At 66.6% G+C, this 23,658-nt stretch carries 26 protein-coding genes; 6 read left to right on the forward strand and 20 right to left on the reverse strand.

Features of this window, described 5'->3' with window-relative positions:
• Position 1: 1 nt before the first annotated feature.
• The gene (gene sugE, locus AC07VL_RS20755; RefSeq protein ID WP_070217981.1) at positions 2–322 is read right to left on the reverse strand and encodes a quaternary ammonium compound efflux SMR transporter SugE; all 321 of its coding nucleotides are present in this window, start codon (positions 320–322) and stop codon (positions 2–4) included.
• A gap of 209 nt (positions 323–531) precedes the next feature.
• Here sugE and AC07VL_RS20760 point away from each other — a divergent pair, with 209 nt between their 5' ends.
• The 3 genes from AC07VL_RS20760 to AC07VL_RS20770 all read left to right on the forward strand — a co-directional run bounded on the left by AC07VL_RS20760 (position 532) and on the right by AC07VL_RS20770 (position 2,472).
• Complete coding sequence (locus tag AC07VL_RS20760; RefSeq protein ID WP_494807505.1) at positions 532–894, forward strand: DUF1304 domain-containing protein; 363 nt, start codon at positions 532–534, stop codon at positions 892–894.
• 160 nt (positions 895–1,054) lie between these two features.
• On the forward strand, positions 1,055–1,351 hold the full coding sequence (locus AC07VL_RS20765) for an ArsR/SmtB family transcription factor (RefSeq protein ID WP_070217983.1): 297 nt from the start codon (positions 1,055–1,057) through the stop codon (positions 1,349–1,351).
• 56 nt (positions 1,352–1,407) lie between these two features.
• Positions 1,408–2,472, forward strand: a complete 1,065-nt coding sequence (locus tag AC07VL_RS20770) for an alkene reductase (RefSeq protein WP_494807506.1) — start codon at positions 1,408–1,410, stop codon at positions 2,470–2,472.
• 146 nt (positions 2,473–2,618) lie between these two features.
• Here the strand turns inward: AC07VL_RS20770 and AC07VL_RS20775 are convergent, their stop codons facing one another.
• Positions 2,619–2,840 (reverse strand): hypothetical protein, encoded by a 222-nt coding sequence (locus tag AC07VL_RS20775; RefSeq protein ID WP_494807507.1) that lies wholly within the window; start codon positions 2,838–2,840, stop codon positions 2,619–2,621.
• Between the two features lie 249 nt (positions 2,841–3,089).
• Here AC07VL_RS20775 and AC07VL_RS20780 point away from each other — a divergent pair, with 249 nt between their 5' ends.
• A complete protein-coding gene (locus AC07VL_RS20780; protein WP_494807508.1) occupies positions 3,090–3,698 on the forward strand; it encodes a 1-acyl-sn-glycerol-3-phosphate acyltransferase in 609 nt (202 codons plus the stop codon).
• Here AC07VL_RS20780 and AC07VL_RS20785 read toward each other — a convergent pair.
• From AC07VL_RS20785 to AC07VL_RS20840, 12 genes are all read right to left on the reverse strand, one after another.
• On the reverse strand, positions 3,695–4,240 hold the full coding sequence (locus AC07VL_RS20785; RefSeq protein WP_494807509.1) for a HupE/UreJ family protein: 546 nt from the start codon (positions 4,238–4,240) through the stop codon (positions 3,695–3,697). The two genes, AC07VL_RS20780 and AC07VL_RS20785, sit on opposite strands and share 4 nt — an antisense overlap.
• Positions 4,241–4,251: 11 nt before the next feature.
• Positions 4,252–4,890 carry an urease accessory protein UreG gene (ureG, locus tag AC07VL_RS20790; protein ID WP_494807510.1) on the reverse strand — a complete coding sequence of 213 codons (639 nt, stop codon included), beginning with the start codon at positions 4,888–4,890 and terminating at the stop codon, positions 4,252–4,254.
• 22 nt (positions 4,891–4,912) lie between these two features.
• Positions 4,913–5,593: an urease accessory protein UreF gene (locus tag AC07VL_RS20795; RefSeq protein ID WP_494807511.1), complete on the reverse strand. Its 681-nt coding sequence runs from the start codon at positions 5,591–5,593 to the stop codon at positions 4,913–4,915.
• Entirely contained in the window at positions 5,593–6,117 is a 525-nt protein-coding gene (gene ureE, locus AC07VL_RS20800) for an urease accessory protein UreE (protein WP_494807512.1), read from the reverse strand. Before ureE ends, AC07VL_RS20795 begins: the two co-directional genes overlap by 1 nt.
• Before the next feature lie 13 nt (positions 6,118–6,130).
• Positions 6,131–7,831: an urease subunit alpha gene (gene ureC / locus AC07VL_RS20805; protein WP_494807513.1), complete on the reverse strand. Its 1,701-nt coding sequence runs from the start codon at positions 7,829–7,831 to the stop codon at positions 6,131–6,133.
• Position 7,832: 1 nt separating this feature from the next.
• Positions 7,833–8,162: an urease subunit beta gene (locus AC07VL_RS20810; protein WP_494807514.1), complete on the reverse strand. Its 330-nt coding sequence runs from the start codon at positions 8,160–8,162 to the stop codon at positions 7,833–7,835.
• A gap of 94 nt (positions 8,163–8,256) precedes the next feature.
• Positions 8,257–8,559 carry an urease subunit gamma gene (locus AC07VL_RS20815; RefSeq protein ID WP_494807515.1) on the reverse strand — a complete coding sequence of 101 codons (303 nt, stop codon included), beginning with the start codon at positions 8,557–8,559 and terminating at the stop codon, positions 8,257–8,259.
• Positions 8,560–8,584: 25 nt separating this feature from the next.
• Positions 8,585–9,445 carry an urease accessory protein UreD gene (locus tag AC07VL_RS20820; protein WP_494807516.1) on the reverse strand — a complete coding sequence of 287 codons (861 nt, stop codon included), beginning with the start codon at positions 9,443–9,445 and terminating at the stop codon, positions 8,585–8,587.
• Positions 9,446–9,640: 195 nt separating this feature from the next.
• A complete protein-coding gene (locus AC07VL_RS20825) occupies positions 9,641–11,386 on the reverse strand; it encodes a DUF885 domain-containing protein (RefSeq protein ID WP_494807517.1) in 1,746 nt (581 codons plus the stop codon).
• 39 nt (positions 11,387–11,425) lie between these two features.
• Complete coding sequence (locus tag AC07VL_RS20830; protein WP_494807518.1) at positions 11,426–13,630, reverse strand: EAL domain-containing response regulator; 2,205 nt, start codon at positions 13,628–13,630, stop codon at positions 11,426–11,428.
• Positions 13,631–13,803: 173 nt separating this feature from the next.
• Complete coding sequence (locus AC07VL_RS20835; protein ID WP_494807519.1) at positions 13,804–15,969, reverse strand: sensor histidine kinase; 2,166 nt, start codon at positions 15,967–15,969, stop codon at positions 13,804–13,806.
• A complete protein-coding gene (locus tag AC07VL_RS20840) occupies positions 15,966–19,034 on the reverse strand; it encodes a sensor histidine kinase (protein WP_494807520.1) in 3,069 nt (1,022 codons plus the stop codon). Before AC07VL_RS20840 ends, AC07VL_RS20835 begins: the two co-directional genes overlap by 4 nt.
• A 297-nt stretch (positions 19,035–19,331) precedes the next feature.
• Between AC07VL_RS20840 and AC07VL_RS20845 the strand changes: the two genes are divergently transcribed.
• Entirely contained in the window at positions 19,332–19,478 is a 147-nt protein-coding gene (locus AC07VL_RS20845; RefSeq protein WP_494807521.1) for a T6SS immunity protein Tli4 family protein, read from the forward strand.
• Between the two features lie 129 nt (positions 19,479–19,607).
• Positions 19,608–20,087, forward strand: a complete 480-nt coding sequence (locus AC07VL_RS20850) for a GNAT family N-acetyltransferase (RefSeq protein WP_494807522.1) — start codon at positions 19,608–19,610, stop codon at positions 20,085–20,087.
• Positions 20,088–20,091: 4 nt separating this feature from the next.
• Here AC07VL_RS20850 and AC07VL_RS20855 read toward each other — a convergent pair whose 3' ends face one another.
• From AC07VL_RS20855 to AC07VL_RS20880, 6 genes are all read right to left on the reverse strand, one after another.
• Positions 20,092–20,259 carry a hypothetical protein gene (locus tag AC07VL_RS20855; RefSeq protein WP_494807523.1) on the reverse strand — a complete coding sequence of 56 codons (168 nt, stop codon included), beginning with the start codon at positions 20,257–20,259 and terminating at the stop codon, positions 20,092–20,094.
• Entirely contained in the window at positions 20,252–20,629 is a 378-nt protein-coding gene (locus AC07VL_RS20860; protein WP_494807524.1) for a DUF2750 domain-containing protein, read from the reverse strand. The genes AC07VL_RS20855 and AC07VL_RS20860 overlap by 8 nt, the downstream gene beginning before the upstream one ends.
• A complete protein-coding gene (locus tag AC07VL_RS20865) occupies positions 20,619–20,882 on the reverse strand; it encodes a hypothetical protein (RefSeq protein ID WP_494807525.1) in 264 nt (87 codons plus the stop codon). The genes AC07VL_RS20860 and AC07VL_RS20865 overlap by 11 nt, the downstream gene beginning before the upstream one ends.
• A 1-nt stretch (position 20,883) precedes the next feature.
• A complete protein-coding gene (locus tag AC07VL_RS20870) occupies positions 20,884–21,273 on the reverse strand; it encodes an Imm1 family immunity protein (protein WP_494807526.1) in 390 nt (129 codons plus the stop codon).
• The gene (locus tag AC07VL_RS20875; RefSeq protein ID WP_494807527.1) at positions 21,270–22,910 is read right to left on the reverse strand and encodes a SulP family inorganic anion transporter; all 1,641 of its coding nucleotides are present in this window, start codon (positions 22,908–22,910) and stop codon (positions 21,270–21,272) included. Before AC07VL_RS20875 ends, AC07VL_RS20870 begins: the two co-directional genes overlap by 4 nt.
• A 67-nt stretch (positions 22,911–22,977) precedes the next feature.
• Positions 22,978–23,547 carry a TetR/AcrR family transcriptional regulator gene (locus AC07VL_RS20880; protein ID WP_494807528.1) on the reverse strand — a complete coding sequence of 190 codons (570 nt, stop codon included), beginning with the start codon at positions 23,545–23,547 and terminating at the stop codon, positions 22,978–22,980.
• Positions 23,548–23,658: the final 111 nt, after the last annotated feature.

Raw genomic sequence — 23,658 nt, forward strand, 5'->3', positions numbered from 1 at the left:
TTTATTGCGGGCTGAGCAGTTTCAAGCCCAGGATGCCGGACACGATCAGGGCGATGCAGGCGATGCGCGCGGCGCTGGCCGGTTCGCCCAGCACCATGATGCCGAAGATGGCCGTGCCCACGGTGCCGATGCCCGTCCAGATGGCGTAGGCCGTGCCCAGCGGCAAGGTGCGCAAGGCCAGGCCCAGCATCACCACGCTGCCCAGCATGGACACCGCCGTCAAGACGGAGGGCACGAGGCGTGTAAAACCGGCGCTATATTTGAGGCCGATGGCCCAGCCGATTTCCAGCAAGCCCGCCAATACCAGAATGATCCACGCCATCTATTTCTCCCGAGGCGGCAGGGTCGTCCCCGCCATGCAGCCCCCACTTCGAGCGGGGTCGTCCCCACAGGAGCAAAGGGAAAAGTATACCATCGGGTGGAAACCCTTGCCGCAAACACATTTTTTCTAGTGCGGCCGCTCCAATCAAATATTGCCAAAAAACATGCTTGTGGCAGCATAATTGCTGCATCCACTCACTCTCGGGAACAATGATGCTGCTACTGGCCCAAATCCTTACCGCCCTCATCCTGCTGCTGCACGTCTACATCGTGCTGCTGGAAACCGTGCTGTTCGATGCGCGCGGACGCAAGGTGTTTGGCTTGTCCAAGGAAAAGGCGGATATCGTGCGCCCCGCCATGTCGAACCAGGGCTGCTACAACGGCTTTCTCGTGGCGGCGCTGGCGCTGGGCTTTTTCCACCCGGACGCGGCCATCGCCCATGCATTCACCGTCTTCGGCCTGGCCTGCATCGCCGTGGCCGGCGTGTGGGGCGCGGCCACCGTCATGACGCGCATCCTCTACCTGCAAACGGTGCCTGCCGTCATCGCCCTGCTGCTGTTCCACTTCGCCTGAAACTTGCCGGGGCGGCCGACCGGCTGCCCTTCCACCCGCCCCGCCTGAAAAATCCACTGGCCAGCACGTTTTTTACTTATATCGTAATATACCGATATTGAAATTCATAAAAGACGATACATATATCGTTTGAAGACGAACATCGACCAGGAGAAACAGCATGGACATCGACGCCATCCACAAGGCGCTGGCCAATCCCGTACGGCGGCAGATCCTGCAGTGGCTGAAGGAGCCGGAGCAGTATTTTTGCGAACAGGACCATCCGCTCGACTTCGGCGTCTGCGCCGGCCTCATCGACCGGCGGCTGGGGCTGTCGCAATCGACGGTCTCGGCGCATCTGGCCACCTTGCAAAAGGCCGGCTTGATTTCCGCCAGGAAAGTTGGTCAATGGAGCTTTTTCAAGCGCAATGAAGCCACCATCCAGGCCTTTCTGGACCACATGCAGCAAGGTTTGTAACAGCACCCTCATCCATATCGCCGTTCGCGGCACTCTCGACAGGAAAGATAACAATCATGGCAACTTTATTCGACCCCATCACCATTGGCAGCCTGCAACTGAAAAACCGCATCATCATGGCGCCGCTGACGCGTTCGCGTGCCGGCAATCCGGGCCGCGTGCCCAACGCCCTGATGGCCGAGTACTACACGCAGCGCGCCTCGGCCGGCATGATCATTTCGGAAGCGACGGCCGTCACGCCGCAGGGCGTGGGCTATGCCGATACGCCCGGCATCTGGTCCGACGAGCAGGTGGAAGGCTGGAAACACATCACCAAGGCCGTGCATGACGCGGGCGGCCTGATCGTTCTGCAACTGTGGCACGTGGGCCGCATTTCAGCACCCGTCTTCCTCGATGGCGACCTGCCCGTGGCGCCCAGCGCCGTCAAGCCGGCCGGCCATGTCAGCCTGGTCCGCCCGAAACAGGAGTTCGTCACGCCGCGTGCGCTGGACACGGAAGAAATCCCCGGCATCGTGGCAGCCTACCGCCTGGGCGCAGAGAATGCGAAAAAAGCGGGCTTCGACGGCGTGGAAATCCATGGCGCCAATGGTTATCTGCTCGACCAGTTCCTGCAGGACAGCACCAACTTGCGCACCGACAACTATGGCGGCTCGATTGAAAACCGCGCCCGTTTGATGCTGGAAGTGACGGACGCGTGCATCGAAGTATGGGGCGCCGACAGGGTCGGCATGCACCTGGCGCCGCGCCGCGACGCGCACGACATGGGCGATTCGAACCCGCGCGCCACCTTCGGCTATGTGGCACGCGAGCTGGGCAAACGGGGCATCGCCTTCATCTGCGCGCGCGAAGCGCTCGGTGAAGACCGCCTGGGCCCGTACCTGAAGCAGGAATTTGGCGGCGTGTACATTGCCAACGAGAAAATGGACAAGGCGGCGGCCGAAGCCCTGCTGGCCAAGGGCGAAGCTGATGCCGTGGCCTTTGGCCTGTGGTTCATCGCCAACCCCGACCTGCCCATCCGTCTGCACAGCGACGCGCCGCTCAACCCGCTGAACCCGAACACCCTGTACGCGCCGGACGCCGCGGGCTATACGGACTACCCCGCGCTGGCGGCACAAGCCTGAACGACGTCCTGAGAGCACCGTGAGCAGCACCGCGCTGCTCATCCCCCAATGGCGGCGGGCGCAACGATACCAACGCAACTGACTGCGTGATGATCGCGGCGCCCGCCGCCTTGTTGCGTCGCGACTCGGTCGCTACTCGCTCCCCCTCAACGCCATCGGCGCCGTGCCGGCCGGGCCGGGCGGCGCGCCTGCACGCTGCTGAAGACGCGGCGTATCACTTCGGCCGGCACGGCGTGCTCGCGCAAATAGGCCGTTGCGACCGTCCGGCCCAGGGCGTGATGAAACGCCACACCACGCTCGACGAGCTCGGCCATCACTTTGTCCGTTCGGACATTGTTTCCATGTACATCATCGCTACTGTTTTTCATGCCATGGCTCCATAGCGGGTGAATCAACCTTGCATCAAGTTTTGACCACATCCCGTGCATTTAGTGCCCGGCACAGGAGGCAAGCATGGTTAAAATGGCAGTACGAACAGCCCCGACACCGCATGGATAGCGGCCTCGGCTGCTTGTCGCCACCGCCAGCCCCGTATAGAATGCCTGCGCAGAATTTTTGCTTCAAGGAAAATGGCCACCAGCGCCATCCCATTAAAACAGTGTCACTGAAGGGTATCGATGGACGATTTATTTGTACAAGCGGGCGACTTGCCGACCTGGCACCAGCGCTGCGCGCTGCGCGTGCTGCACCTGTTCGGCTGGCGCATGCGCTTCCGCCCCTTGCCGGGGCCGCGCGGCATCGCCGTCGTCTACCCGCACACGTCCAACTGGGATTTCATGGTGGGCTTGTTCGGCAAATGGGCGCTGTCCTTGCCGTTCCGCTGGCTGGCCAAGGATTCATTGTTCCGCGGCCCCATGGGCAAGGTGCTGCGCTACCTGGGCGGCGAACCCGTCGACCGCAGCACCACCAGCGGCACGATTCAGCGCCAGGCCGAACGCATGCTGGCCGCCGACTGGTACTGGCTGGCCATCACGCCGGAAGCGACGCGCAGCTACCGCCCCAGCTGGAAAAGCGGCTTTTACCACCTGGCGCTGGCCGCCAAGGTCCCGCTGCTGCTGGTCTACATCGACTACCCGAACAAGGTGCTGGGCGTCGTCGACCATCTGTACCTGACGGGCGACAAGGAGGCCGACATGGCGGCCATCGCCGCCGCGTATGCGGGCCACCAGGGCTTGCACCCGGAAAACGCAGCGCCCATCGTGCTGTCCGAACGCAAGCCCGGTTAATTCATTCCCATCAGCACTACCCCGGCGGCGGCCAGGGCCACGCCGGCCAGGCGCAGCACGCGCTCGGCCAGCACCTGGCCGATGAAGCGGCCCGCAAACAGCAGGATGGCCGAGGCCAGCAGGAAGCCGAAGGCGGCAGCGGCGGCCGGCAATTCCTGTCCATGCGCATTCCCATGCGCCAGCGCAAAGATCCCCACCAGGCCCACGGCCAGCCAGTTCGGCACGGCCAGCGCCAGCGCGATGGCCAGCCCCACCAGCACCACTGTGGCGGCGATGCCCGTTTCCAGTCCCGGTACCGGCAAGCCCGCCATGCCGGCCAGCGCGCCAAACAGCATCATGCCGAGAAAGGTGGCGGGCTGGACCAGGCCGCGGCGCTGCTGGCCGCCCCAGATGCCCACGCCCAGCATGGCCAGCAAATGGTCGATGCCCGTGAACGGGTGCGCCAGCCCGGCCAGGAAGCCTGCATTCTCGCCATGGCCGGGATGGGCCATGGCCGGCAAGGCCAGCAGGCACAATGCGGCCACGGCGGCTGTTTGTTTCATCAGTCTTGCACTCATTGCAGCTCCTTGCCGGGTTGGTCGAGCAAACCTTGCTCGCGGATAAAATCGATCACCACCTGCACGCCATCGCCGCTGCGCAGGTTGGTGAACACGAAGGGGCGCTCGCCGCGCATGCGCCTGGCATCCTGCGCCATCACGTCGAGGTTGGCGCCCACATACGGCGCCAGGTCCGTCTTGTTGATGATCAGCAAATCGGAGCGCGTGATACCGGGGCCGCCCTTGCGCGGGATCTTTTCGCCGCCGGCCACGTCGATCACGTAAATCGTCAGGTCCGACAGTTCCGGGCTGAAGGTGGCGGCCAGATTGTCCCCGCCCGATTCGACCAGGATCAAGTCGAGATCGGGAAAGTCCGCCTGCATGCGCGCGATCGCTTCCAGGTTGATCGACGCGTCTTCGCGGATGGCCGTGTGCGGGCAGCCGCCCGTCTCCACGCCCATCAGGCGCTCGGCCGGCAAGGCATCGGCGCGCAGCAGGATTTCCATGTCTTCCTTGGTATAGATGTCATTCGTGATGACGGCCATGTCGTAGCGCTCGCGCATGCCCTTGCACAGCATTTCGCACAGAGCCGTCTTGCCCGAGCCGACGGGGCCGCCGATGCCCACGCGCAGGGGATTGGAAGGTGGTGAAGTCATGTTTGCTCTCTGGTTGTAAGGTTCAGGAACGGTACAGGCGGCTGTACTGCACTTCGTGCCGCATCGACAGCAAGGACAGGCCTGGCGCCCAGTTGCCCATCTCGTCGTCGTGCAAGGTTTGCGCCGTGAGTGCCGCCGCTTCCAGCTCCGGCCGCAGCGACAGCAGCAGGCGCTGGCCCGCCACCTGTCCCAGCGGCACGGATTTCACGCACACGAGCACCTGGTTTTCCGCCCACGCGAACAGCATGGCCAGCAGCGCTTCCTCGCGCGGGATGGCCAGCGCCGCCACGGCGCACGCATAGGCGGTGGGCAGGGCCACTTCGGGCTGGCCCTGCAGCATGTCGATCAGCACGCCGTCGGCCACGCCCAGTTCGGCCAGCAATTTGGTCAGCGAATAGCCCATCTGGATGGTCTCGGCGCGAAACTCCGCCGTGTCGCGCGAAGCGATAAAGCGCTCGCTCCAGCACCGCACGGCGCACAGGTCCTGCTGTTCGAATGCCAGCATCAAGCGCCAGCACAGGGGCGCTTCCCAGCGCGCCACCACCTGCTCCAGGTGTTGCGCGATCCATTCGCGCGCCGTGGCCGCATCCGTCACCAGCCCCGATTCGAGCGCCGCCTCCAGCCCCTGCGAATAGCTGTAGGCGCCGATCGGCAAGGCAGGACTGGCGAACTGCAGCAGATGCAACAGGGCCGGGGCTTGCATCAGGCGGCGCCCGGCGTATCACCGGGGCGGTGGATTTTCTGCCGCAGCGGCACGGGCGCCAGCAAGTGCTGGCCATGGCCGTCGTGGTGGCCGTGGCCGCCGCCATAGGCGCCCGCTTCCGGCTCGAACGGCGCGCTTTCTTCCGTCACCAATGCCTGCAAGCCTTCCAGCATCTCCTTCAATACCGGGTCCTTGCGGATGCGCAGAAAACCGTCGCCCACCTGCGCCTGCGTGTGGCGGTTCCCCAGATGAAAAGCGCAGCGCAGCAGCGTGTGGGCGTCCGCGCAGCGCACCAGGTAGGTCGGTTCGCGCGCGGCGACGATCTGCACCACCTGCCCGCCGGGCCCCGTCATGCGCTCGCCGTCGCGCAGCACCGTGCCGCGCACGGTGAACACGGCCACGTCCTCGCCATTCGACAGCACGGCGCGCAGCCGGCATTTTTCGCGCTGGTCATAAGGCAGCACCAGTTGCGCGGTGGGCGCCCGACCATCGTCGGGACCTAATTTGGTATGCAAAGTGAGCATGCTTGTCTCCCGCTTAAAATAGAAAATAACGCTGCGCCATGGGCAGCACGGACGCCGCCTCGCACACGAGCAGTTGGCCGTCGGCGCGCACGGCGTAGGTTTCCGGGTCCACTTCCATGTGCGGCGTGGCGCCGTTGTGGATCATGTCCGTCTTGCGCAAGCCGCGCATGTTCTTCACGGCGATGACGGATTTGTTGAGTTTGAGCTGGTGCCCGATATCGAGCTCGTAGGCCGCCTGCGACACGAAGGTAAACGACTTTTTCAGGCCGCCGCCGAAGGCGCCAAACATCATGCGGTAGTGCACGGGTTGCGGCGTGGGGATGGACGCGTTCGGGTCGCCCATCTGCGCGGCGGCGATCATGCCGCCTTTTAGAATCATCGACGGCTTGACGCCGAAGAAGGCGGGCTTCCACAGCACGATGTCGGCGATCTTGCCCGCCTCGAGCGATCCCACCACGTGCGAAATCCCGTGCGTGATGGCCGGGTTGATGGTGTACTTGGCGATATAGCGTTTGGCGCGGAAATTGTCGCTGCGCGCCGTGTCGGGCGCCAGGGCGCCCCGCTGCACCTTCATCTTGTGCGCCGTCTGCCAGGTGCGCATGATCACTTCGCCAACTCTCCCCATGGCTTGCGAGTCGGACGACATCATGGAAATGGCGCCGATGTCGTGCAGGATGTCTTCGGCGGCGATGGTTTCGCGGCGGATGCGCGACTCGGCAAAGGCCACGTCTTCCGCGATGGCCGGGTCCAGGTGGTGGCATACCATCAGCATGTCCAGGTGCTCGTCGAGCGTGTTGACGGTGAACGGGCGCGTGGGATTCGTCGACGATGGCAGCACGTTGGCCTGGCCCACGGCGGCGATGATGTCCGGCGCATGGCCGCCGCCCGCCCCTTCCGTGTGGAAGGTGTGGATGGTGCGGTCCTTGAAGGCGGCCAGGGTATGCTCGAGAAAGCCCCCCTCGTTGAGGGTGTCGCTGTGCAGCGCCACCTGGATATCCATGCGGTCGGCAACGGACAGGCAATTGTCGATGGCGGCCGGCGTGCTGCCCCAGTCCTCGTGCAGTTTCAGGCCGATGGCGCCCGCCCGCACCTGTTCTTCCAGCGGCAGCGGCAGGCTCACATTACCTTTTCCCATGAAGCCCAGGTTCATCGGGAAGGCGTCGGCGGCCGCCAGCATGGCGTTCAGATGCCACGGTCCCGGCGTGCAGGTGGTGGCGGCCGTGCCCACGGCCGGTCCCGTGCCGCCGCCCAGCATGGTCGTCACGCCGCTCATCAGGGCTTCCTCGATCTGCTGCGGGCAGATGAAGTGGATGTGCGTATCGACGCCGCCGGCCGTGACGATCATGCCTTCGCCGGCGATGATTTCCGTCGCGCCGCCGATGGCGAGCGTGACGCCGGGCTGGATATCCGGGTTGCCCGCCTTGCCGATGCCGAAAATGAGGCCGTTTTTCAGGCCGATGTCGGCCTTCACGATGCCCCAATGGTCGAGGATGACGGCATTCGTGATGACGGTATCCATCACCTCGGCCGCGCAGCGCTGCGACTGGCCCATGCCGTCGCGGATGACTTTACCGCCGCCGAATTTCACTTCTTCGCCGTAGATGGCGTAGTCATGCTCGATCTCGATGAACAGTTCCGTGTCGGCCAGGCGGATGCGGTCGCCCTTGGTGGGGCCGAACATCTCGGCATACGCGCTGCGGGGAATGCTGGCCATCTCAATCCTTTCCCGGTGGAGTATCCTGCAATTCGCCCATCACTTCGCCATTGAAGCCGTAGACCTTGCGCTCGCCCGCCAGCGCCACCAGTTCCACCGTGCGCTGCTGGCCCGGTTCGAAGCGCACGGCCGTGCCGGCCGTGATATTGAGGCGCATGCCGTAGGCGCGCCAGCGCTCGAAGGCCAGCGCCGGGTTGACCTCGAAAAAGTGGAAGTGCGAGCCGACCTGGATGGGCCGGTCGCCCCGGTTGGCCACCACCACGGTGGCCGTGGCGCGGCCCGCATTGAGGCTGATTTCGCCCTCTTCCAATCTGTATTCGCCTGGTGTCATGATGGTTTCCTTCCTCTATGCGCTGGTCGCTGGCCGGCGGATCGCCGGCGCAAAAACAGCCAAGGCGCGGGTGGCGCCCTGGCCGCTCGAAAAACTACGGTATCGGGTGGTGCACGGTCACCAGCTTGCTGCCGTCCGGGAACGTCGCCTCCACCTGGATGTCGGGGATCATCTCGGCGATGCCGTCCATGACGTCGGCGCGCGACAGGATCTGCGTGCCATCCGACATCAGCTGCGCCACGGACTTGCCGTCGCGCGCGCCTTCCATGATGGTGGCGCTGATCAGGGCCACCGCTTCCGGGTAATTAAGCTTCAGGCCGCGCGCCAGGCGCCGTTCGGCCAGCAGCGCGGCGGTAAAAATGAGCAGCTTGTCTTTTTCGCGGGGTGTCAGGTCCATGGTTTTCCTTGCGCTTCTTTCCTGATTAAGTGTTCCAGATGCGGGGCACGACGGCGTCGCGCCCCAGCATGGCGGGGCGCAGCAGCTGCCAGGCGGCCAGCATGACGCGGCGCGCCGCCTCGCTGTCGCCGCACAGCAGGCGCACCACCACCAGCGATTTCATCTGCGTGGCGCCAAACAGGGCGCCGGCCGGCACCTTGATCTCGCGCAAGGCGGCCAGCACGGCGGGGGCCGCGCCGACGGCGATCAGGGTGGCGCACACCGTGTGCCCCCCAAGGCCCAGGGGGCTGGCCATCAGCGCACCGCCGGCCGCCAGCACGCCCTGTTCCCACCACAGCAGCCTGTCGCCGCGGCGGATCTGCACGTGCTGGCTGATGCTGCCCGTGTTAAACGTCTCGCCCGAGGCGCTGCGGCCCAGGCAGACGATGTCGCAGCCGATGTAGCTGGCGTCGGCCGCCAGCTCCACTTCGTGGCGCAGGCGCACGCAGGCCTGGTCGAAGAAGATGCTCTCCTGCGGCAGCCACTCGATGGCCGCGCCGCTGTCCGCGCGCAGCACGACATGCTGGCCCGAGACGTGGCCGTTGGCGCAGTACCACTTGGCGGCGCCGGGGGAAGTGAGCAAGGCATGCGCGCCCTCGCCCGCCGTCGCATGCACGGCCAGCTGGTCGCCGCCCACCACGCCGCCGGGCGGGTGGATGATGATGGCGTGGCAGACGTCATCGCCTTCCGGATACAGGGGCTTTTGCACGCGCAGGGGACCGCTGTGCGTGCGCTCGACGAGGCGGCTGACGCCATCGTGCAGCGCAAAGCCCAGGCGCAGCTGCGCCTGCCAAGCGCTGTGCGTGCCGGTGTCAAGGAGCGTTGCGGGATGGGAGCTGTCTGGCATGCGCTGCGATCGTGTAAATAACGATCAACAAAGCAGAAAATGTGCCAGTCACGAAGGAGACGCGTATTGGACGGCGCGGCGCACCGTCAAGGGATGGGAAAGTGAGAATCGTGCACTTCAAAGTCACAAGTGCCTGAGCAGCGCGCGGCCAGTGCACCACCTTGGTGCACTGGCCGCGCGGCGTGCGCTACGCCGTCACGGCGCCGCCAGGTAGGGACTCTTGCCGCCGTCGGCAATGAAGCCGTCGATGCGCCGTTCCAGCACGGGCAGCGGCACGGACCCCATTTCCAGCACCATGTCGTGGAAGGCGCGGATGTCGAAGCGCTCGCCCAGCGCCGTTTCCGCCTTGCGGCGGCCGTCGAGGATGGCCATCTCGCCCAGGTAATACGACAGCGCCTGGCCCGGCCAGGATATGTAGCGGTCCACCTCCGTCTCGATTTCATGCGCGGACAGGGCCGTGTTCGCGTGCAGGTAGGCCTGCGCCTGCGCGCGCGTCCAGTCCTGCGCGTGGATGCCCGTGTCGACCACCAGGCGCGCGGCGCGCCAGGCTTGGTAGCTGAGCATGCCGAAGGTTTCATAGGCATTCTCGTAGATGCCCATCTCGGCGCCGAGGCGCTCGCAGTACAGGGCCCAGCCTTCGCCATACGCGGAGATGTAGGCACGGCGGAAGGCCGGCCGCCCCTTCTGCTCCAGCGCCACCGGCATCTGGAAGGCGTGGCCGGGCGCCGATTCGTGCAGGGTAAGCGCCGGCATGCTGTACAGGGGCCGGGACGGCAAGTCATAGGTGTTGACCAGGTAGACTCCCGGCCCGCCGCGGCCCGACGTGTAATGGGGCGCCTGCTCGTCCGGCACGGGGATGATGGCAAAGCGCTGGCGCGGCAGGTAGCCGAAATACTGCGCCGCCTTGGCATCGAACTTCTTCGCCACCCAGGCCGAACGCATCAGCAGCTCCTGCGGCGTGCGGGCATAGAACTGCGGATCGCTGCGCAAGAATTGCAGGAAGGCGGCAAAGTCGCCCTGGAAGCCCGTCCTGGCGATGGTGGCATCCATCTCGGCGCGGATCTGCGCCATCTCCCGCAGGCCGATGGCGTGGATCTGCGCCGCGCTCAGGGCCGTGGTGGTGAATTCCGTGATCTTCGACTGGTAGTAGGCCTTGCCGTCGGGCAGGCGTTCCGCCGCCAGGGTCGTGCCCGCGCCGGGAATGTACTCGTCGCGCATGAAGGCCAGCAGCTCGCCGAAGGCCGGCATGACGGCGTCGCGGATGGCTTGCACGGCCCCCGCGCGCAGGGCCGACTGCTCCTGCTCGGGCATGCTGGGCGGCAGCTGCAGGAAGGGCTGGTAGTACAGGGTGGCGCGCGCATCGGCCGCGTGGGCCACTTCGGCCAGCGCCTGCTCGCGCCCGGCCAGGGTCACGCGGGGCGGCGTGAAGCCGCGCCGCAGGCCGGCGCGCATATTCTCCATCTGCTCGCCGAAATAGCGCGGCACGTCATTGAGCTGCGCGAGGTAGGCGCGGTAGTCGGCGCCGGTGCGGCGCGGCTTGCGGGCCGCGTATGCCAGCTCGTTCCAGAAAGCCGTGTCGGCATTGAGGGGCCGCTCGTATTCGCGGAACTGCTGCGCCGCCAGCAAGGCCGCCACCTGCGCGCGGTAGACGGCAAAGTTGACGCCATCCTCGCCCTGCAGGCTGGCCGCGTCGAGCGCGTCGAGCTGCGCCAGCACGCGCTCCCAGTAGGCGCGCCGCGTCTCCTGCGTGGCGGCGTCCACGCGCGGCAGGCCGGCGTCGCGCTTGTGCTCCTGGCGCCATTGCCATTCGGCGCTGTAAATCTGCTGGAACTGGCCGGCGGCGCCCGCAGGCAACACGGTGGCGGGTACGGCGGCAGCAGCCAAGACGGGGCCGCTGAACAGCATGCATGCGCCGAGGAGCGCGGGTATCAGTCTTTTCACGAAATACTTGCCCAAAAGAAAAAGAGCCAGCATACCCGCTCACGCCGGCGCCAGCATCCTTTTTTCGCGCAGCAGCGCCGTGAAGGCGTCCGCCGGCAGGGGACGGCTGAAGTAATAGCCCTGCATCTCGTCGCAGCCGTGTTCCGTCAAAAAATCCACCTGCGCGCGCGTCTCCACGCCTTCGGCTATGACGCGCATGTCGAGGTTGTGCGCCAGCGAGATGACGGAGCGGGCAATGGCCGCGTCGCTGCTGCTGGTGGTGACGTCGTCGACGAAGGATTTGTCGATCTTCAGCACGTCGATGGGAAAGCGCTTCAGGTAGCCCAGGCTGGAATAGCCGGTGCCGAAGTCGTCGAGCGAAATGCCCACGCCGATGTCCTTCAGGCGCGTCAGGGCCGCCACCGCCTTGTCCGGGTCGCCCATCACCGTGCTTTCCGTGATCTCGATGCCCAGGCAGGCAGGCGCGATGCCGTACTTGCGCAGGGCCGCCTCGACGAAGGGCACCGTGCGGTCCTGCGCGAACTGCTTGCCCGACAGGTTGACGGCCACCTTGATGCTGCCCAGGCCCGCATCGTGCCAGGCGCGGATCTGCGCGCAGACGCTTTCCAGCACCCACTCTCCGATGGCCGTGATGGAGCCGTACTCCTCGGCCAGCGCGATGAACAGGCCCGGCGGCACCTTGCCCAGCACGGGATTGTCCCAGCGCAGCAGGGCTTCGGCGCCCAGCATGGCGCCCGTGCGCAAGCATATCTGCGGCTGGTAATGCACCTCGAATTCATCGCGGCCGATGGCGCCGCGCAGCTGCTGCTGCATCGCCAGGCGGGCGCGGATGTCGCTGCCCATGCGCTCCGTGAAGAAGGCGTAGTGGTCGCGCCCCATTTCCTTGGCGCGCACGAGGGCCGTGTCGGCGTGGCGCAGCACGTCGTCAAGGCTGTCGCCGTCGGCCGGGCACATGGCGATGCCGATGCTGGTGGTCAGGGCCAGGCGTTCGCCATCGACGCTGAGTTCTTCGCGCAAGCCGGCCAGGATGGTTTGCGCCAGCCCCAGGGTGCGCCCCAGCAGGGCGTCGTCCTGCAGCAGGATCTGGAATTCGTCGCCGCCCTGGCGCGCCACCGTGTCGCCTTCGCGCACGCAGCCGGAGAGGAAGCGCGCCACCACCTGCAGCGCCTTGTCGCCCACCGCCTGGCCGTGCGAATCGTTGATGTTCTTGAAGCGGTCCAGGTCCAGGCACATCAGCACCACCTGCTGGCCGTCGCGCGCGGCGTTCGCGCGCGCCTGCTCGAAGCGTTCGCGCAGCAGCACGCGGTTCGGCAAGCCGGTCAGCGCGTCGTGGTAGGAGAGGAAATCGATCAAGTGCTGCTCGGCCTTGCGCTCGCTGATGTCGAGGAAGACGCCCACGTAGTTGACGACGGCGCCGTCCGGGCCGTGCACGGTGGAGACGCTGAGCAGGCAGGGATAGGTGTCGCCGCTCTTGCGCCGCGTCTGCACCTCGCCCGACCAGCAGCCGCTGCTGCGCAAGCCCTGGCGCATGGCCTGCAGCACCGCTTCGCCCGTGTATTCGGCATGCAGGCGCATGATGTCCGTGCCCACCACTTCCTGCGCGGCGTAGCCGGTGATGCGCGTAAAGGCGGGATTGGCGGTGACGATGACGCCGGCCGGATCGGTGATCAGGATGGCGTCCTGCGTCGCCTCGAAGACCTGGCCGGACAGGCGCAGCAATTCTTCATTCGCGCGGCGCATCTGCACTTCGCGCGCCAGGGTGCTGGCCACCTGCTCCAGTTCCGCCGTGCGTTCGGCCACGCGGCACTCCAGGTTGGCGCGCTCCTGCGCCAGCTGCAGCTGCGCGCGCGCCAGGCGCACGTGCGCGTCGGTGCGGGCGAGGATTTCCTCGGCCTGGAACGGTTTGGCGATGAAATCGACGGCGCCCAGCGCAAAGCCGCGCACCTTGTCGTCCGTATCGTACTGCGCCGACAGGAAAATCACGGGCACCTGGCGCAGGGCGGGAATCTCCTTCAGGCGCCGGCACACTTCAAAGCCATCCAGCCCCGGCATGCGCACGTCGAGCAGGATCAGTTCCGGCGGACGCGCCTGCGCCGTCCACAGGGCCAGTTCGCCGTTCGGCGCCTGGCGCACCGCATAGCCGGCGCCGCCGAGCAAATCGCTCAGCAGCTTCAGCGAGGCCGGCGTATCTTCAACGATCAGTACTTCGCCCTTCGAGTTCACTTCCGAAAAATCGCGGTGCATGTAGCAGTTCTCTCAGCTTTGGATGAGGCGCGGCGCTCGGTTGCCGCGCTGGACAAGACATTTCTTTGCAGTGAACTACGTACCATCATCATAATCTTTATTGCAATTTAGCACCATCCATCGCCGGCCGTTTGGCGGCCTTTTTATCCAAAGCGATGTTGGCCGTCCACACTTCACACCGCCGCCAGGGCGCCGTCCGTTTCCAGCAGGGCGCACAGCTGGCGGTACTGGTGCTGCTCCAGCATGGCCTGCAAGCCCGGCACCAGCGGCGCTGCCGCCGGCGGCAGCGCCGACAGCAGCAGCGCCACGCGGGCCAGGTTCAATTCGCGCAGCGCCACCAGCAGGGCCGCGCGCGCGTCATGGTCCAGCAGCGCCAGGTCGCCCGCCTGCAGCATGGGCCGCGCCCCGGCCGGCGCCGGCACGGCCGGCGGCACCGAGGCCGGCGACGGCGCCTGGGCCGCCTGCGCGGGTATGCTGAAACGGAAGGTGGCGCCCTGGCCCGGCATGGACTCCAGCGTCAGCTCGCCCCCCATCAGCTGCACGAACTCGCGCGAAATGGCCAGTCCCAGGCCCGTGCCGTCCTTCGGCCCCGCGCTGTCGGCCTGCACGAACGGCTCGAAGATGCGCTGCTGGTCGGCGGCGGCGATGCCGATGCCCGTGTCGCTGACGGCGAAGGACAGGCGCCATTGCGCGTCGTGCAGCCGCTCGCCGCGCACGCGCAGGGTGATGCGGCCGCCGCCGGCGAACTTGACGGCGTTCGACATCAGGTTCAGCAGCACCTGGCGCAGGCGCGTGGCGTCGAGCAGCGCCGCCGCCGGCACGGCCACGCAGTCGAGCTGCAGCGCCAGGCCCTGCTGCTCGGCGCGCATGCCCAGCATGTCCATCACTTCCTGCAGCAGCGGCGCCAGCGCCACCACTTCCGCCTGCGGCTGCAGCCGCCCCGCCTCGCCCTTCGACAGGTCGAGGATTTCATTGATCAGGGTGAGCAGATGATTGCCCGAGCGGTGGATGATGGCCAGGTTGCGCTTTTCATCGGCCTGCATGTTCGGCGAGGCGGCCATCAGGCGCGAAAAGCCGATCACGGAATTCAAGGGCGTGCGCAGTTCGTGGCTCATGTTCGCCAGGAAGGTGCTCTTGGCGCGGTTCGCCGCCTGCGCCTGGCTGACGGCCACGGACAGCGCGCCCGTGCGCTCGGCCACCAGTTCTTCCAGGTGGTGGCGGTGGCGCAGCAGCTCCAGTTCCGCCTCGCGGTGCGCCGTGATGTCGTAGTTCGAGCCCACCAGGCGCATGGGCCGGCCCTGCCCGTCGCGGAAGATCACGGCGTCGGCCTTGATGTAGCGGATGGCGCCATCGGGCCACAGGATGCGGTACTCGTGCGTGAAGGCGTGGCCGGCGCCCAGCGCGGCGCGCAGGGCTTCCTTGGCCGCCGGCACGTCGTCGGGCACCAGCGCCGCGCGCCAGATGGCCGCCGCCGGCGTGGCGCCGTGCGCATCGGCCTTGAACTGCGCGTACATCTGCGCGTCCCACTCCAGCGCGTCGCTGATGACGTCCCAGTCCCAGATGCCGATGCTGGCCGCGCCGGTGGCCATCTGCACGCGCTCCTCGCTGCGCTGCAGGGCGCGGTAGCGGCTGTCGAGCAGGGCCACCATGTCGCGGATGGTGCGGTACAGGGTGCGCAGCTCGCCCAGGAAGCAGGCTTTCGGCGGGGCGGCGCATGCGTCGCCCTGCCCCGCCTTGACGCCGGCCGCGTACTGGCCGATGGCGCGCAGGGGCTTGATCATCAGGTACCACATCAGCAGCCAGATGCTGGCCACGAGGATCGCGTCGAGCGCCACGATCATGGCGCCGATGGCCAGCGCGCGCTGGCGCAGCTGCGCATGCAGCAGGGCCGGCGTGGCGTACACGGCGACGCTGCCGATGGCTTGCCCGCCCATCGTCACCGCGCGGCGCTGCACCAGCAGGCCGGCATCGCCGGGCGGCGCGGACAGCGTCTCGAAGGCACCCGCCGCAGTGCGGCGCAGGACCAGCGCCTCCTTGCCGAAGCCCGGCGCCAGGGTGCTGGCCACCAGTTCGCCGTTGCCCAGGGTGCTGCGCATGATGGCCAGCATCTGCCGTTCATCGAGGTTCCACAGGGGCAGCTCGATGGCCACCGCCAGCTGGTCCGCGCTGAGGGACAGGCTGCGGTGCAGCTGCTGCCAGCGCTGTTCGCGCTCGGACTGGTAAAACAGCACGGCAAACACCAGCAGCAGCGCGGTGACGGCAAGGGTCAGGCACACGCTGAGGGCCAGCACGACGGAGACGCGGTCCAGGCGCGCGCGCCGGTGCACGTGCACGCTCATGCGTCCGTGCCTTGCGGCTCGCCGGCCAGCTGCGCCAGGAGGGCGCACAGCGGCTGGTACTGGTGCTGTTCCAGCATGGCGGCCAGATGCGCGGCCAGCTGCGGCCAGCGGGTGGCCACGCCGGCCAGCACGATGGCGCTGCGGCGCAAATCGAGCGCCTGCACCGATTCGAGCAGCGCCTGCCGCTCGGCCGCGCCCAGGCGGCCCATCGCCTGCGCCAGGTCAAGGGCGGCGCCGGGCGCAGCGGGCCCTTGCGCCTCGGCGCGCTGAAAGCGCAGGCCCAGCTGCTGCTCCAGCATGGCGAACAGGTGCTCCTGCTCGATCGGCTTGCGCAGGAAGCCGTCGGCGCCGGCCGCCAGCGCTTCCTGCTTTTCTTCCTCGAAGGCGGAGGCCGTCATGATCACGAGGCGCGGCTGCGCCAGGTGCGCCTGGGCGCGCAGCCAGCGCGTCAGCGCCAGGCCGTCCATGTCCGGCATGCGCCAGTCGCTGAGCACCATGTCGTAGCGCTGCGCCGCCAGCATGGCTTGGGCCGGCGCGCCGCCCGCCGCCTCGTGCAGCTGGAAACCGAGCGGCGCCAGCAGGCCGGCCAGCAGCTTGCGGCAATTCTCGTCATCGTCTACCAGCAGCACCGTGCGCCCCCGCTGCGCGGGCGGCAGGCGCGCCACGCGGCCCGGCGCCGCGAGCGCCGCGGCTGGCTGCAGCACGCGCGGCGCGCGCAGGTCGAAGCGGAACACGGAGCCTGCCCCCAGGGCCGACTCGACGCGCAGCTCGCCGCCCATCAGGCGCACGAATTCGCGCGAAATGGTCAGCCCCAGGCCCGTGCCCGCCTGCGCCACGGCGCTGTCGGCCTGCACGAAGGGCTCGAAGATGCGTTCCAGGTCGGCCTCGGCGATGCCGCTGCCCGTATCGCGCACGGCGAACGCCAGCGCCACCTGGCCATCGTCCTGCGCCTGGCAGTGCAAGGCCAGGGTCACGCTGCCCTGCTCGATGAACTTGAGCGCGTTGGACAGCAGATTGAGCAGCACCTGGCGCAGCTTGGCGCCATCGAGGCGCACCAGTGGCGGCACGCCCGAGCGCTCCAGCCGCAGCGCGATGCCCTGGTCGCCCGAGCGCATGCGCACCATCTCGAGCACTTCGTCGAGCAAGCCGTTCAAGTCCACGGGTCCCGCTTGCAGCTGCATGCGGCCCGCCTCGATCTTCGACAGTTCCAGGATGTCATTGATCAGGGTCAGCAGATGGTGGCCGGCGCGGTTGATGATGGCCAGGTTATGCTTTTCTTCCTCGAACATGCTGCTCGAATCGGCCATCATCTGCGAAAAGCCGATCACGGAATTCAAGGGCGTGCGCAATTCATGGCTCATGTTGGCGAGGAAGACGCTTTTCGCGCGGTTGGCCGATTCGGCCTCGGTGACGGCGACGGACAGGGCGGCCGTGCGCTGCTGCACCAGCTCTTCCAGGTGGTCGCGGTAGCCGAGCAGTTCCTGTTCGCTGTGCTTGCGCTCGGAAATGTCGACCATGCCGCTGCGCACCAGGCGCCGCCCTTCCATCGGCAGCTTGACCAGCCGCACCTCGCAGGGAAAGACGGTGCCGTCGGCGCGCCGCACGTTGCGCTCGACGAGGATGGGCTCGCCCAGCATGGCGCGGCGCAAATGCTCCTCCACCATCAGGCCCAGCGGCAAGGCGTCGGGCTGCTCCGGGCTGTACAGGTCGAACGGCCCCTTGCGCAGCAATTGCTCGCGCGACAGGCCCAGCATGCGCTGCGCGCTGCTGTTGGCGTCGATGAAGCGGTCCAGGTCCAGGTCGTAGACGACGATGGCTTCGGGCGCGTGCTCCACGAGGATGCGGAAGCGCTGCTCGCTTTCGCGCGCCTCCCTCTCGGCGCGGCGCAGGCGGCGCCGCTGCAGCAGCAAGGCGCTCAGCAGGCCGGCCATCACGATGAACACGGCGCCCACGGACAGCACGGCAACGCGGTGCTCATGCCACAGCTGTGGCGGACGGTTGACGAACAGGGTTTGCGGCGGCAGACGGCTGACGTCGGCATCCCAGCGCTGCAATTGCTCCCAGTCATACATGGGCACGGGACGTGCCGGCGGCAGCAGGGTCCCGGGCGCGCCGGGCGACTTGCCCGCCAGCAGCGCCAGCGACAGCTGCGCCACCTGCTGCGCGGCCCGTTCGATATGCAGGATGGAGCCGCCGAGGATGCCCTGGCCCACGCTGGCGTTGTACATGCCGAAGGCAGGCACGTTCGCCAGCCGCGCCAGCTGCCCCGCAAACTGCACGGGCGTGGCGAGGTTGCCGGCCACGTCGCGGTTGACATTGCCCGCCACCAACAACGTATCGGCAGGCAGGTGCGCCACCGTCTCGCGCATCTGCGCCAGGGTGAGGTGGTCGAGATACTGCATGGCCACCCGGCCCTGCCAAGCCAGCGCCGCCTGCTCCATGCTGCGCTTCAGGGCCTGGTCGGCCTCGCTGGCGCCGACGGCCATGACGATGGTCTTGGTATCGGGAAACAGCGCCATCGCCTGCGCCAGGGTGCCGGGAAAGTCGACATTCGCCTTCTGCTGCCAGATGACGCCGGTACTGCCGGCCGGCAAGGCCTTGCCCGAGGTATTGATCGCCAGCACGGGCACGCCGCGCGCCAGGGGCGCCAGTTCCGTCAGCAGATAGTCGAGTGCCGGCTGCTGCATGGCCACGATCAAATCGGCCTTGCGCCCCATCATATGAGTGTATCTTAATAGCAACAAATCGCGCATCTCGCCGCGCAGTGCCGGATCGCCCTGGGTATTGAGGCTCAGATGCTCGACCATGACATTCTCGCTGGCCAGGCCGGCCGCCGTCATGGCCGCCACATAGGTGCGCGTGTACGATTCCACGCCGGCGCGGCCGTAATCGTAGGCGTTCAGGAAGAGCACGCGCTGGCTGCGCAGCGGTGGCGCGGCGGCGGACACCGGTGCGGCAACGGCGGCGGCACACAATAGCCACAGCAATGGGCGGCGGCAGCGGCGCACCGCTGCCCTGCCCATCCCGCCGCCAGGCCGCAAGCCGCCCGGCACGTCACGCATCATTCGCCATGCCCATGCTCGCTTTCGCCTGTCATCCCGTGTCATCGATGCGCCGACTGCGCGGCCACCGACACTTACAAAAACATGATAACGTCAACTGGCGGGGCAAGTCTATTGCTTAGGAAAAACATTTGACAATACAACCGCTCGCAACGCCATCCATCGTTACGCAGCGGTACCGCTGATACCGAACAATTCCAGCTTCAGCCCTTTTATGCCAGCTGGCACGATGCAATAGGTGATGGCGACACCAAAAGGGCAACTGCGGAAGGACAATTCCTTCAAGCAAAGAGTCTGCGCTTGCGTGCTACAGAAGAAATTCCGGTCGAACCAGGCCTTTGCGTGGAACATGGATTCATGATTGAAAATCAGTATAAATATCAAGAAATAGACGACGTAGGTATTTACTTACCCAGCTTGCCAGATGTGACTTTCTCCATCGGGTGAAGGTACCGGGCGCGCCGCCGGGGTCCTACTATATCGATCCGGACCAGCCGGCGCAGTGACGGCTGGACAAGCCCCTGCTGGCGCCTTGCCATCCATTGCGCTAGCATGGCCTTTTGCCCGAAAGCGTCCATGCCCGTCACCCTGCGCCCCGCCCTGCCCTCTGATATCGACGCCCTGTGGGCCCTGCGCACGGTGGCCGTGCGCGTCAGTTGCGCCACGCATTATGCGCCGGAGCACATTACTGTTTGGACGACCTCACCCGTGCCGGCATCGTATGCGGCCATGCTGGCTGCCGGTGGCGGCATCGTCGCGCTGCAGGATGGCGTTCTCGCCGGCTATGCCATGCTCGATGCGGACAGGCAGGAAGTCGATGCCGTGTTCGTCGATCCCGCGCGCGCGGGCCTGGGTATCGGCAAGCGCCTGCTGGCGGCGCTGGAGCAGTTGGCGCGACAGCGCGGCATGGGGCGCCTGCGCCTGTCCGCCTCGCTCAATGCCGTGCCGTTTTACCGGGCGGCAGGATTCGTCGCCTTGCGCGAGGAAGCGTATGCGCATCCCAGCGGCATCAGTCTGGCCAGCGTGGCGATGGAAAAGGCGCTGGCGGCCGCCTGAGCCTTCATTCAGGTACCGCGCCCGCCTCGGACTCGGCCAGGCATTGCTGCAATTTCTCGATCAGGGCGCGCACTTCGTCGTCGCCCAGGTCCAACGGGTCGCCGTGCGCACCGACGGCGATCAGGCAGATGGCCGAGCCGTCGTACCAGGCATCGAGGCGTTGTTCACTCATATTGTCCGGCCTCCTCTTTCAAATCTGCCAGCAAATCGCAAGGCGCCGCGACGCTGGCGCTGCCTTGCGGCACCGGAAAGACGAAAGCCAGCTCGCCATTGCCCGTCATGCCGGGCAGCCACTTGTGCAGGAAATCGCCGAGCGCGATGGCGCGCGGCTGGAAATGTTCCCAGTCGCCGCTGGCGCACGCTTGGGCAAACGCCGCTTCCGGCCAGAACGGTATCGCCACCTGTCCATGGGCTTGCGCCGTGGCCCAGCCCGCTTGGTGCAGACCCCACACTGCCTGCGTGTCGGCCACCTTGCGCACGAAGTAGGCATGGCGTTCGGCGGACGTCAGCCCCGCCACTTGCTTGAACTTGTCAGGATGCATGGTTTTCGTCCCATACCCGCAGCTGTGGCGCGCACCAGCCCGTCACCATGTCGAGGGTTTCCAGTATCACGTCTTCCAGCAGCCCTTCCTGCGTGGCGGCACGCAGCTCCTGCAGCAAGGCGGCCACTTGCGCTGCCGTCACGCCGCTGGCGTGGTAGCGCAGCAAAATGGCGCGCAACTCGAGCAAGCCCGCCCGGGCGTTGAGCGCGGCCAGCAAGTCCCGGTCGATATCGGCGATGATGGTGTGCGGCATGTCAATCCGCCTCCCACGCGATGGCGGCAGGCCGCGCGCCGCCCGTCCTGAAAAAGGCGAGCAAAGCCCGCTGGCACTGTGCCACCTCCACGCACCACGCTTCCGGATATTCGTCCACCTGCCCGTTCGCCAGCAGATAGCTGCAAACACCGTCCGCCTCCTCGTCGCCCAGCGAGTGAAAGCTGAGATCATCCTGGCCCGACAGATACATCAGCCAGGCGTTGCCGCCATTGCGCAGCATGCACAGGGCCGGGCCCTGCTCCGCGTCCGTCGCCAGGGTCAGCCACAGCTCGCACTGGGCCAGGGTAAGCGCCTCCTGCAGCGCCTGTTCCAGCGCCAGGATGCCATCAATCACGCGCGGCTCGCCGTGCAGATTCAATTCCATGCTCATGCGTTTCCTCCGCTCAGGTCAGCCGTGGCCAATGCCGTGCTCAGGTAGAGCTTGCCGCTGAGGTCTTTCAAAAAACTGCTCTGGCGCAGGCGGTCCATCACGGGGCCTTTCACTTCGGCCAGGTTCAGGCTGATGCCGCGCTTGGCCAGCGTGCTGTTGAGCTCGATCAAGCCCAGCAGGGCCGTGCTGTCGATCTGGTTGACGGCCGACAAGACCAGCACCAGGTGGCGCGCCGTCGGATGGCCGCGCAACTCGTCTTCCACGCGCTCCGTGACGGCTTCCACATTGCCGAAGAACAAGCCCGCATCGATGCGCAGCAGCAGGACGTCGGGCAGGGTCTGCGCCTCGTAGCGCTCCACGTTGCGGAAGTGCTCGCTGTTCGGGATGCGGCCCAGCACGGCGATGTGCGGGCGGCTGGCGCGCCAGATCAGCGTGCCCATCGACAGCAGCACGCCGATCACGACGCCCGCTTCCACGCCCAGCACCAGCACGCCGGCCGTCGTCGCCAGCAGGGCCAGGGCGTCGCTGCGGTCGTAGCGCCACGACAGCTTCAAGGTATCCCAGTCCAGCAGGCTGGCGACGGCAAAGATGATGGTGGCCGCCAGCACGGGCAACGGCAGCAGGGCCAGCCAGCCCGTGGGCGCCACCAGCGCCAGCGCCAGCAGGCCCGCCGTGATGATGCTGGCCAGCGGCGTATTTGCGCCCGCCTGGAAATTGACGGCGGAACGGGAAATGGAACCCGTCACGGGAAAGCCGCCCGACAGCGCGCTGGCCACGTTGGCCGCGCCCAGGCCCAGCAGTTCGCGGTTCGTATGCAGCTTTTCACCGCGCTTCTGCGCCAGGGTCTGGGCGGCGGACATGCTCATCAGGAAGATGATGAAGGCGATCAGCAGCGCCGGCGACAGCAGGGTGCGCCAATGGGCGCTGGAGGTGGCCATATTCAGGCCCGGCAAGCCGCTGGGCACGTGGCCCGTCGTCTGCACGCCCAGGGCTTCCAGGCCGCCATACGTCACCAGCATGATGCCCGTAATCACCAGCGCCATGGGCGCCAGGCGCGCGCCCACGTCGGCGGCCACCTTGTTCAGGCCGCAGCGCTGCAGCAAACGCGACAGGTAGCGTTTGGCCAGCCACAGGAAGACCAGGCTGGACAGTCCCAGGACGAGGCTGGGCACATGCCAGTGGGGCCAGGTGGCGCCCAGCAGGGGCGTGATCTGGCCCCAGATGATCAGGATGGCGGCGCCATTGCTGAAACCGCTGATCACGGGACGCGACAAAAAGCTGGCCATGAAGCCCAGGCGCAGCACGCCGCACAGCAGCAGGACGAGGCCGCTGATGAAGGCCAGCTGGGCGGCCAGCACGATGTACAGGGAGGAACCGGGGTCGGCCAGCGGCGCCAGCGCGGCGGCCGTCATCAGCGAGACGATGGCCATGGGTCCCACGGATTGCGTCATGCTGCTGCCGAAGAAGGCGTACAGCACGGGCGGCAGGATGCTGGCGTAGATGCCCACCACGGGCGGCAAACCGGCCACCAGCGCGTAAGCCATGCCTTGCGGCACCATCATCATGGCGACAACGATACCGGCAGTGATGTCCCCGGCCAACAGAGGACGCCGGTATTGCCTGAGCCAGAGCAGCATGATGAAATCCCAAAATCTGAAAACCGAAGCCTATCATGCGACGAGGCCGGCTGACAGGGGGACGAGGCTATTCCGGCAGCAATTGCGCCTTCACGGCGTCGAGGATTTCCTGCGACAGCGCCCCGTCATCGACGGCGCGGGCCAGCACCATGGCGCCGACCATGGCGGCAAAGGCAGTGATGGCCTGCTGGCGCCGCTCTTCTGGCCTGCCGTCCGGCATCAAGCCTTCCAGCAGCGCAAACTGCTGCCGCGTCGCCTGCGCAAAGGCGGGACGCGCGCCGGGCGACATGCGCGCCACGTCCACGCCCATGGCCGCCGCCGGGCAGCCCGTGCCGGGCGCGTCGCGGTGCCGGGTGGTCAGGTAGCTGTCGACAATCGCCGGCAGCGCCCGCTGCGGGTTACTGGCGATCTTCGCGCGCCAGCCGTCCAGCGATTTCTCCAGCGCATGCTGGCACGCCTCGACCATCAGGTCTTCCTTGGAAGCAAAATGACCATAGAAGCCCCCGTGCGTCAGGCCCGCGTTCTTCATCAGGTCGGCCACGCCGATGCCGTCATAGCCCTTTTCGCGGAACAATCTTGCCGCCACCTCAACGATGCGTTCGCGGTTCAGCGCCGCCTGTTCTCTGCTCACTTTCATGTCGCCTCCCACAATAATGTCAACCATCATATAACTTTCGCCCGGAATGTGCCACTCTGTTAGCAAGCGCACCGTTTGGCGCCCCTGCCGCGCCGATACTGGCTTGTCGTT

The sequence above is a fragment of the Janthinobacterium sp. GW821-FHT03C08 genome (genome assembly GCF_059420905.1).

Excerpts from the sequence above, each read along its gene's own strand:
- AC07VL_RS20795 (WP_494807511.1), bottom strand. The coding sequence starts at position 5,593 with ATGCAAGCCCCGGCCCTGTTGCATCTGCTGCAGTTCGCCAGTCCTGCC.
- AC07VL_RS20875 (WP_494807527.1), bottom strand. The coding sequence starts at position 22,910 with ATGCTGCTCTGGCTCAGGCAATACCGGCGTCCTCTGTTGGCCGGGGAC.
- AC07VL_RS20780 (WP_494807508.1), top strand. The coding sequence starts at position 3,090 with ATGGACGATTTATTTGTACAAGCGGGCGACTTGCCGACCTGGCACCAG.
- AC07VL_RS20765 (WP_070217983.1), top strand. The coding sequence starts at position 1,055 with ATGGACATCGACGCCATCCACAAGGCGCTGGCCAATCCCGTACGGCGG.
- AC07VL_RS20830 (WP_494807518.1), bottom strand. The coding sequence starts at position 13,630 with ATGCACCGCGATTTTTCGGAAGTGAACTCGAAGGGCGAAGTACTGATC.
- AC07VL_RS20880 (WP_494807528.1), bottom strand. The coding sequence starts at position 23,547 with ATGAAAGTGAGCAGAGAACAGGCGGCGCTGAACCGCGAACGCATCGTT.
- ureG (WP_494807510.1), bottom strand. The coding sequence starts at position 4,890 with ATGACTTCACCACCTTCCAATCCCCTGCGCGTGGGCATCGGCGGCCCC.
- AC07VL_RS20840 (WP_494807520.1), bottom strand. The coding sequence starts at position 19,034 with ATGATGCGTGACGTGCCGGGCGGCTTGCGGCCTGGCGGCGGGATGGGC.
- AC07VL_RS20770 (WP_494807506.1), top strand. The coding sequence starts at position 1,408 with ATGGCAACTTTATTCGACCCCATCACCATTGGCAGCCTGCAACTGAAA.
- ureE (WP_494807512.1), bottom strand. The coding sequence starts at position 6,117 with ATGCTCACTTTGCATACCAAATTAGGTCCCGACGATGGTCGGGCGCCC.
- AC07VL_RS20785 (WP_494807509.1), bottom strand. The coding sequence starts at position 4,240 with ATGAAACAAACAGCCGCCGTGGCCGCATTGTGCCTGCTGGCCTTGCCG.
- AC07VL_RS20865 (WP_494807525.1), bottom strand. The coding sequence starts at position 20,882 with ATGCCGCACACCATCATCGCCGATATCGACCGGGACTTGCTGGCCGCG.
- AC07VL_RS20860 (WP_494807524.1), bottom strand. The coding sequence starts at position 20,629 with ATGCATCCTGACAAGTTCAAGCAAGTGGCGGGGCTGACGTCCGCCGAA.
- AC07VL_RS20810 (WP_494807514.1), bottom strand. The coding sequence starts at position 8,162 with ATGACACCAGGCGAATACAGATTGGAAGAGGGCGAAATCAGCCTCAAT.
- AC07VL_RS20760 (WP_494807505.1), top strand. The coding sequence starts at position 532 with ATGATGCTGCTACTGGCCCAAATCCTTACCGCCCTCATCCTGCTGCTG.
- ureC (WP_494807513.1), bottom strand. The coding sequence starts at position 7,831 with ATGGCCAGCATTCCCCGCAGCGCGTATGCCGAGATGTTCGGCCCCACC.
- AC07VL_RS20835 (WP_494807519.1), bottom strand. The coding sequence starts at position 15,969 with ATGAGCGTGCACGTGCACCGGCGCGCGCGCCTGGACCGCGTCTCCGTC.
- AC07VL_RS20815 (WP_494807515.1), bottom strand. The coding sequence starts at position 8,559 with ATGGACCTGACACCCCGCGAAAAAGACAAGCTGCTCATTTTTACCGCC.
- AC07VL_RS20850 (WP_494807522.1), top strand. The coding sequence starts at position 19,608 with ATGCCCGTCACCCTGCGCCCCGCCCTGCCCTCTGATATCGACGCCCTG.
- AC07VL_RS20870 (WP_494807526.1), bottom strand. The coding sequence starts at position 21,273 with ATGAGCATGGAATTGAATCTGCACGGCGAGCCGCGCGTGATTGATGGC.
- sugE (WP_070217981.1), bottom strand. The coding sequence starts at position 322 with ATGGCGTGGATCATTCTGGTATTGGCGGGCTTGCTGGAAATCGGCTGG.
- AC07VL_RS20775 (WP_494807507.1), bottom strand. The coding sequence starts at position 2,840 with ATGAAAAACAGTAGCGATGATGTACATGGAAACAATGTCCGAACGGAC.
- AC07VL_RS20855 (WP_494807523.1), bottom strand. The coding sequence starts at position 20,259 with ATGAGTGAACAACGCCTCGATGCCTGGTACGACGGCTCGGCCATCTGC.
- AC07VL_RS20820 (WP_494807516.1), bottom strand. The coding sequence starts at position 9,445 with ATGCCAGACAGCTCCCATCCCGCAACGCTCCTTGACACCGGCACGCAC.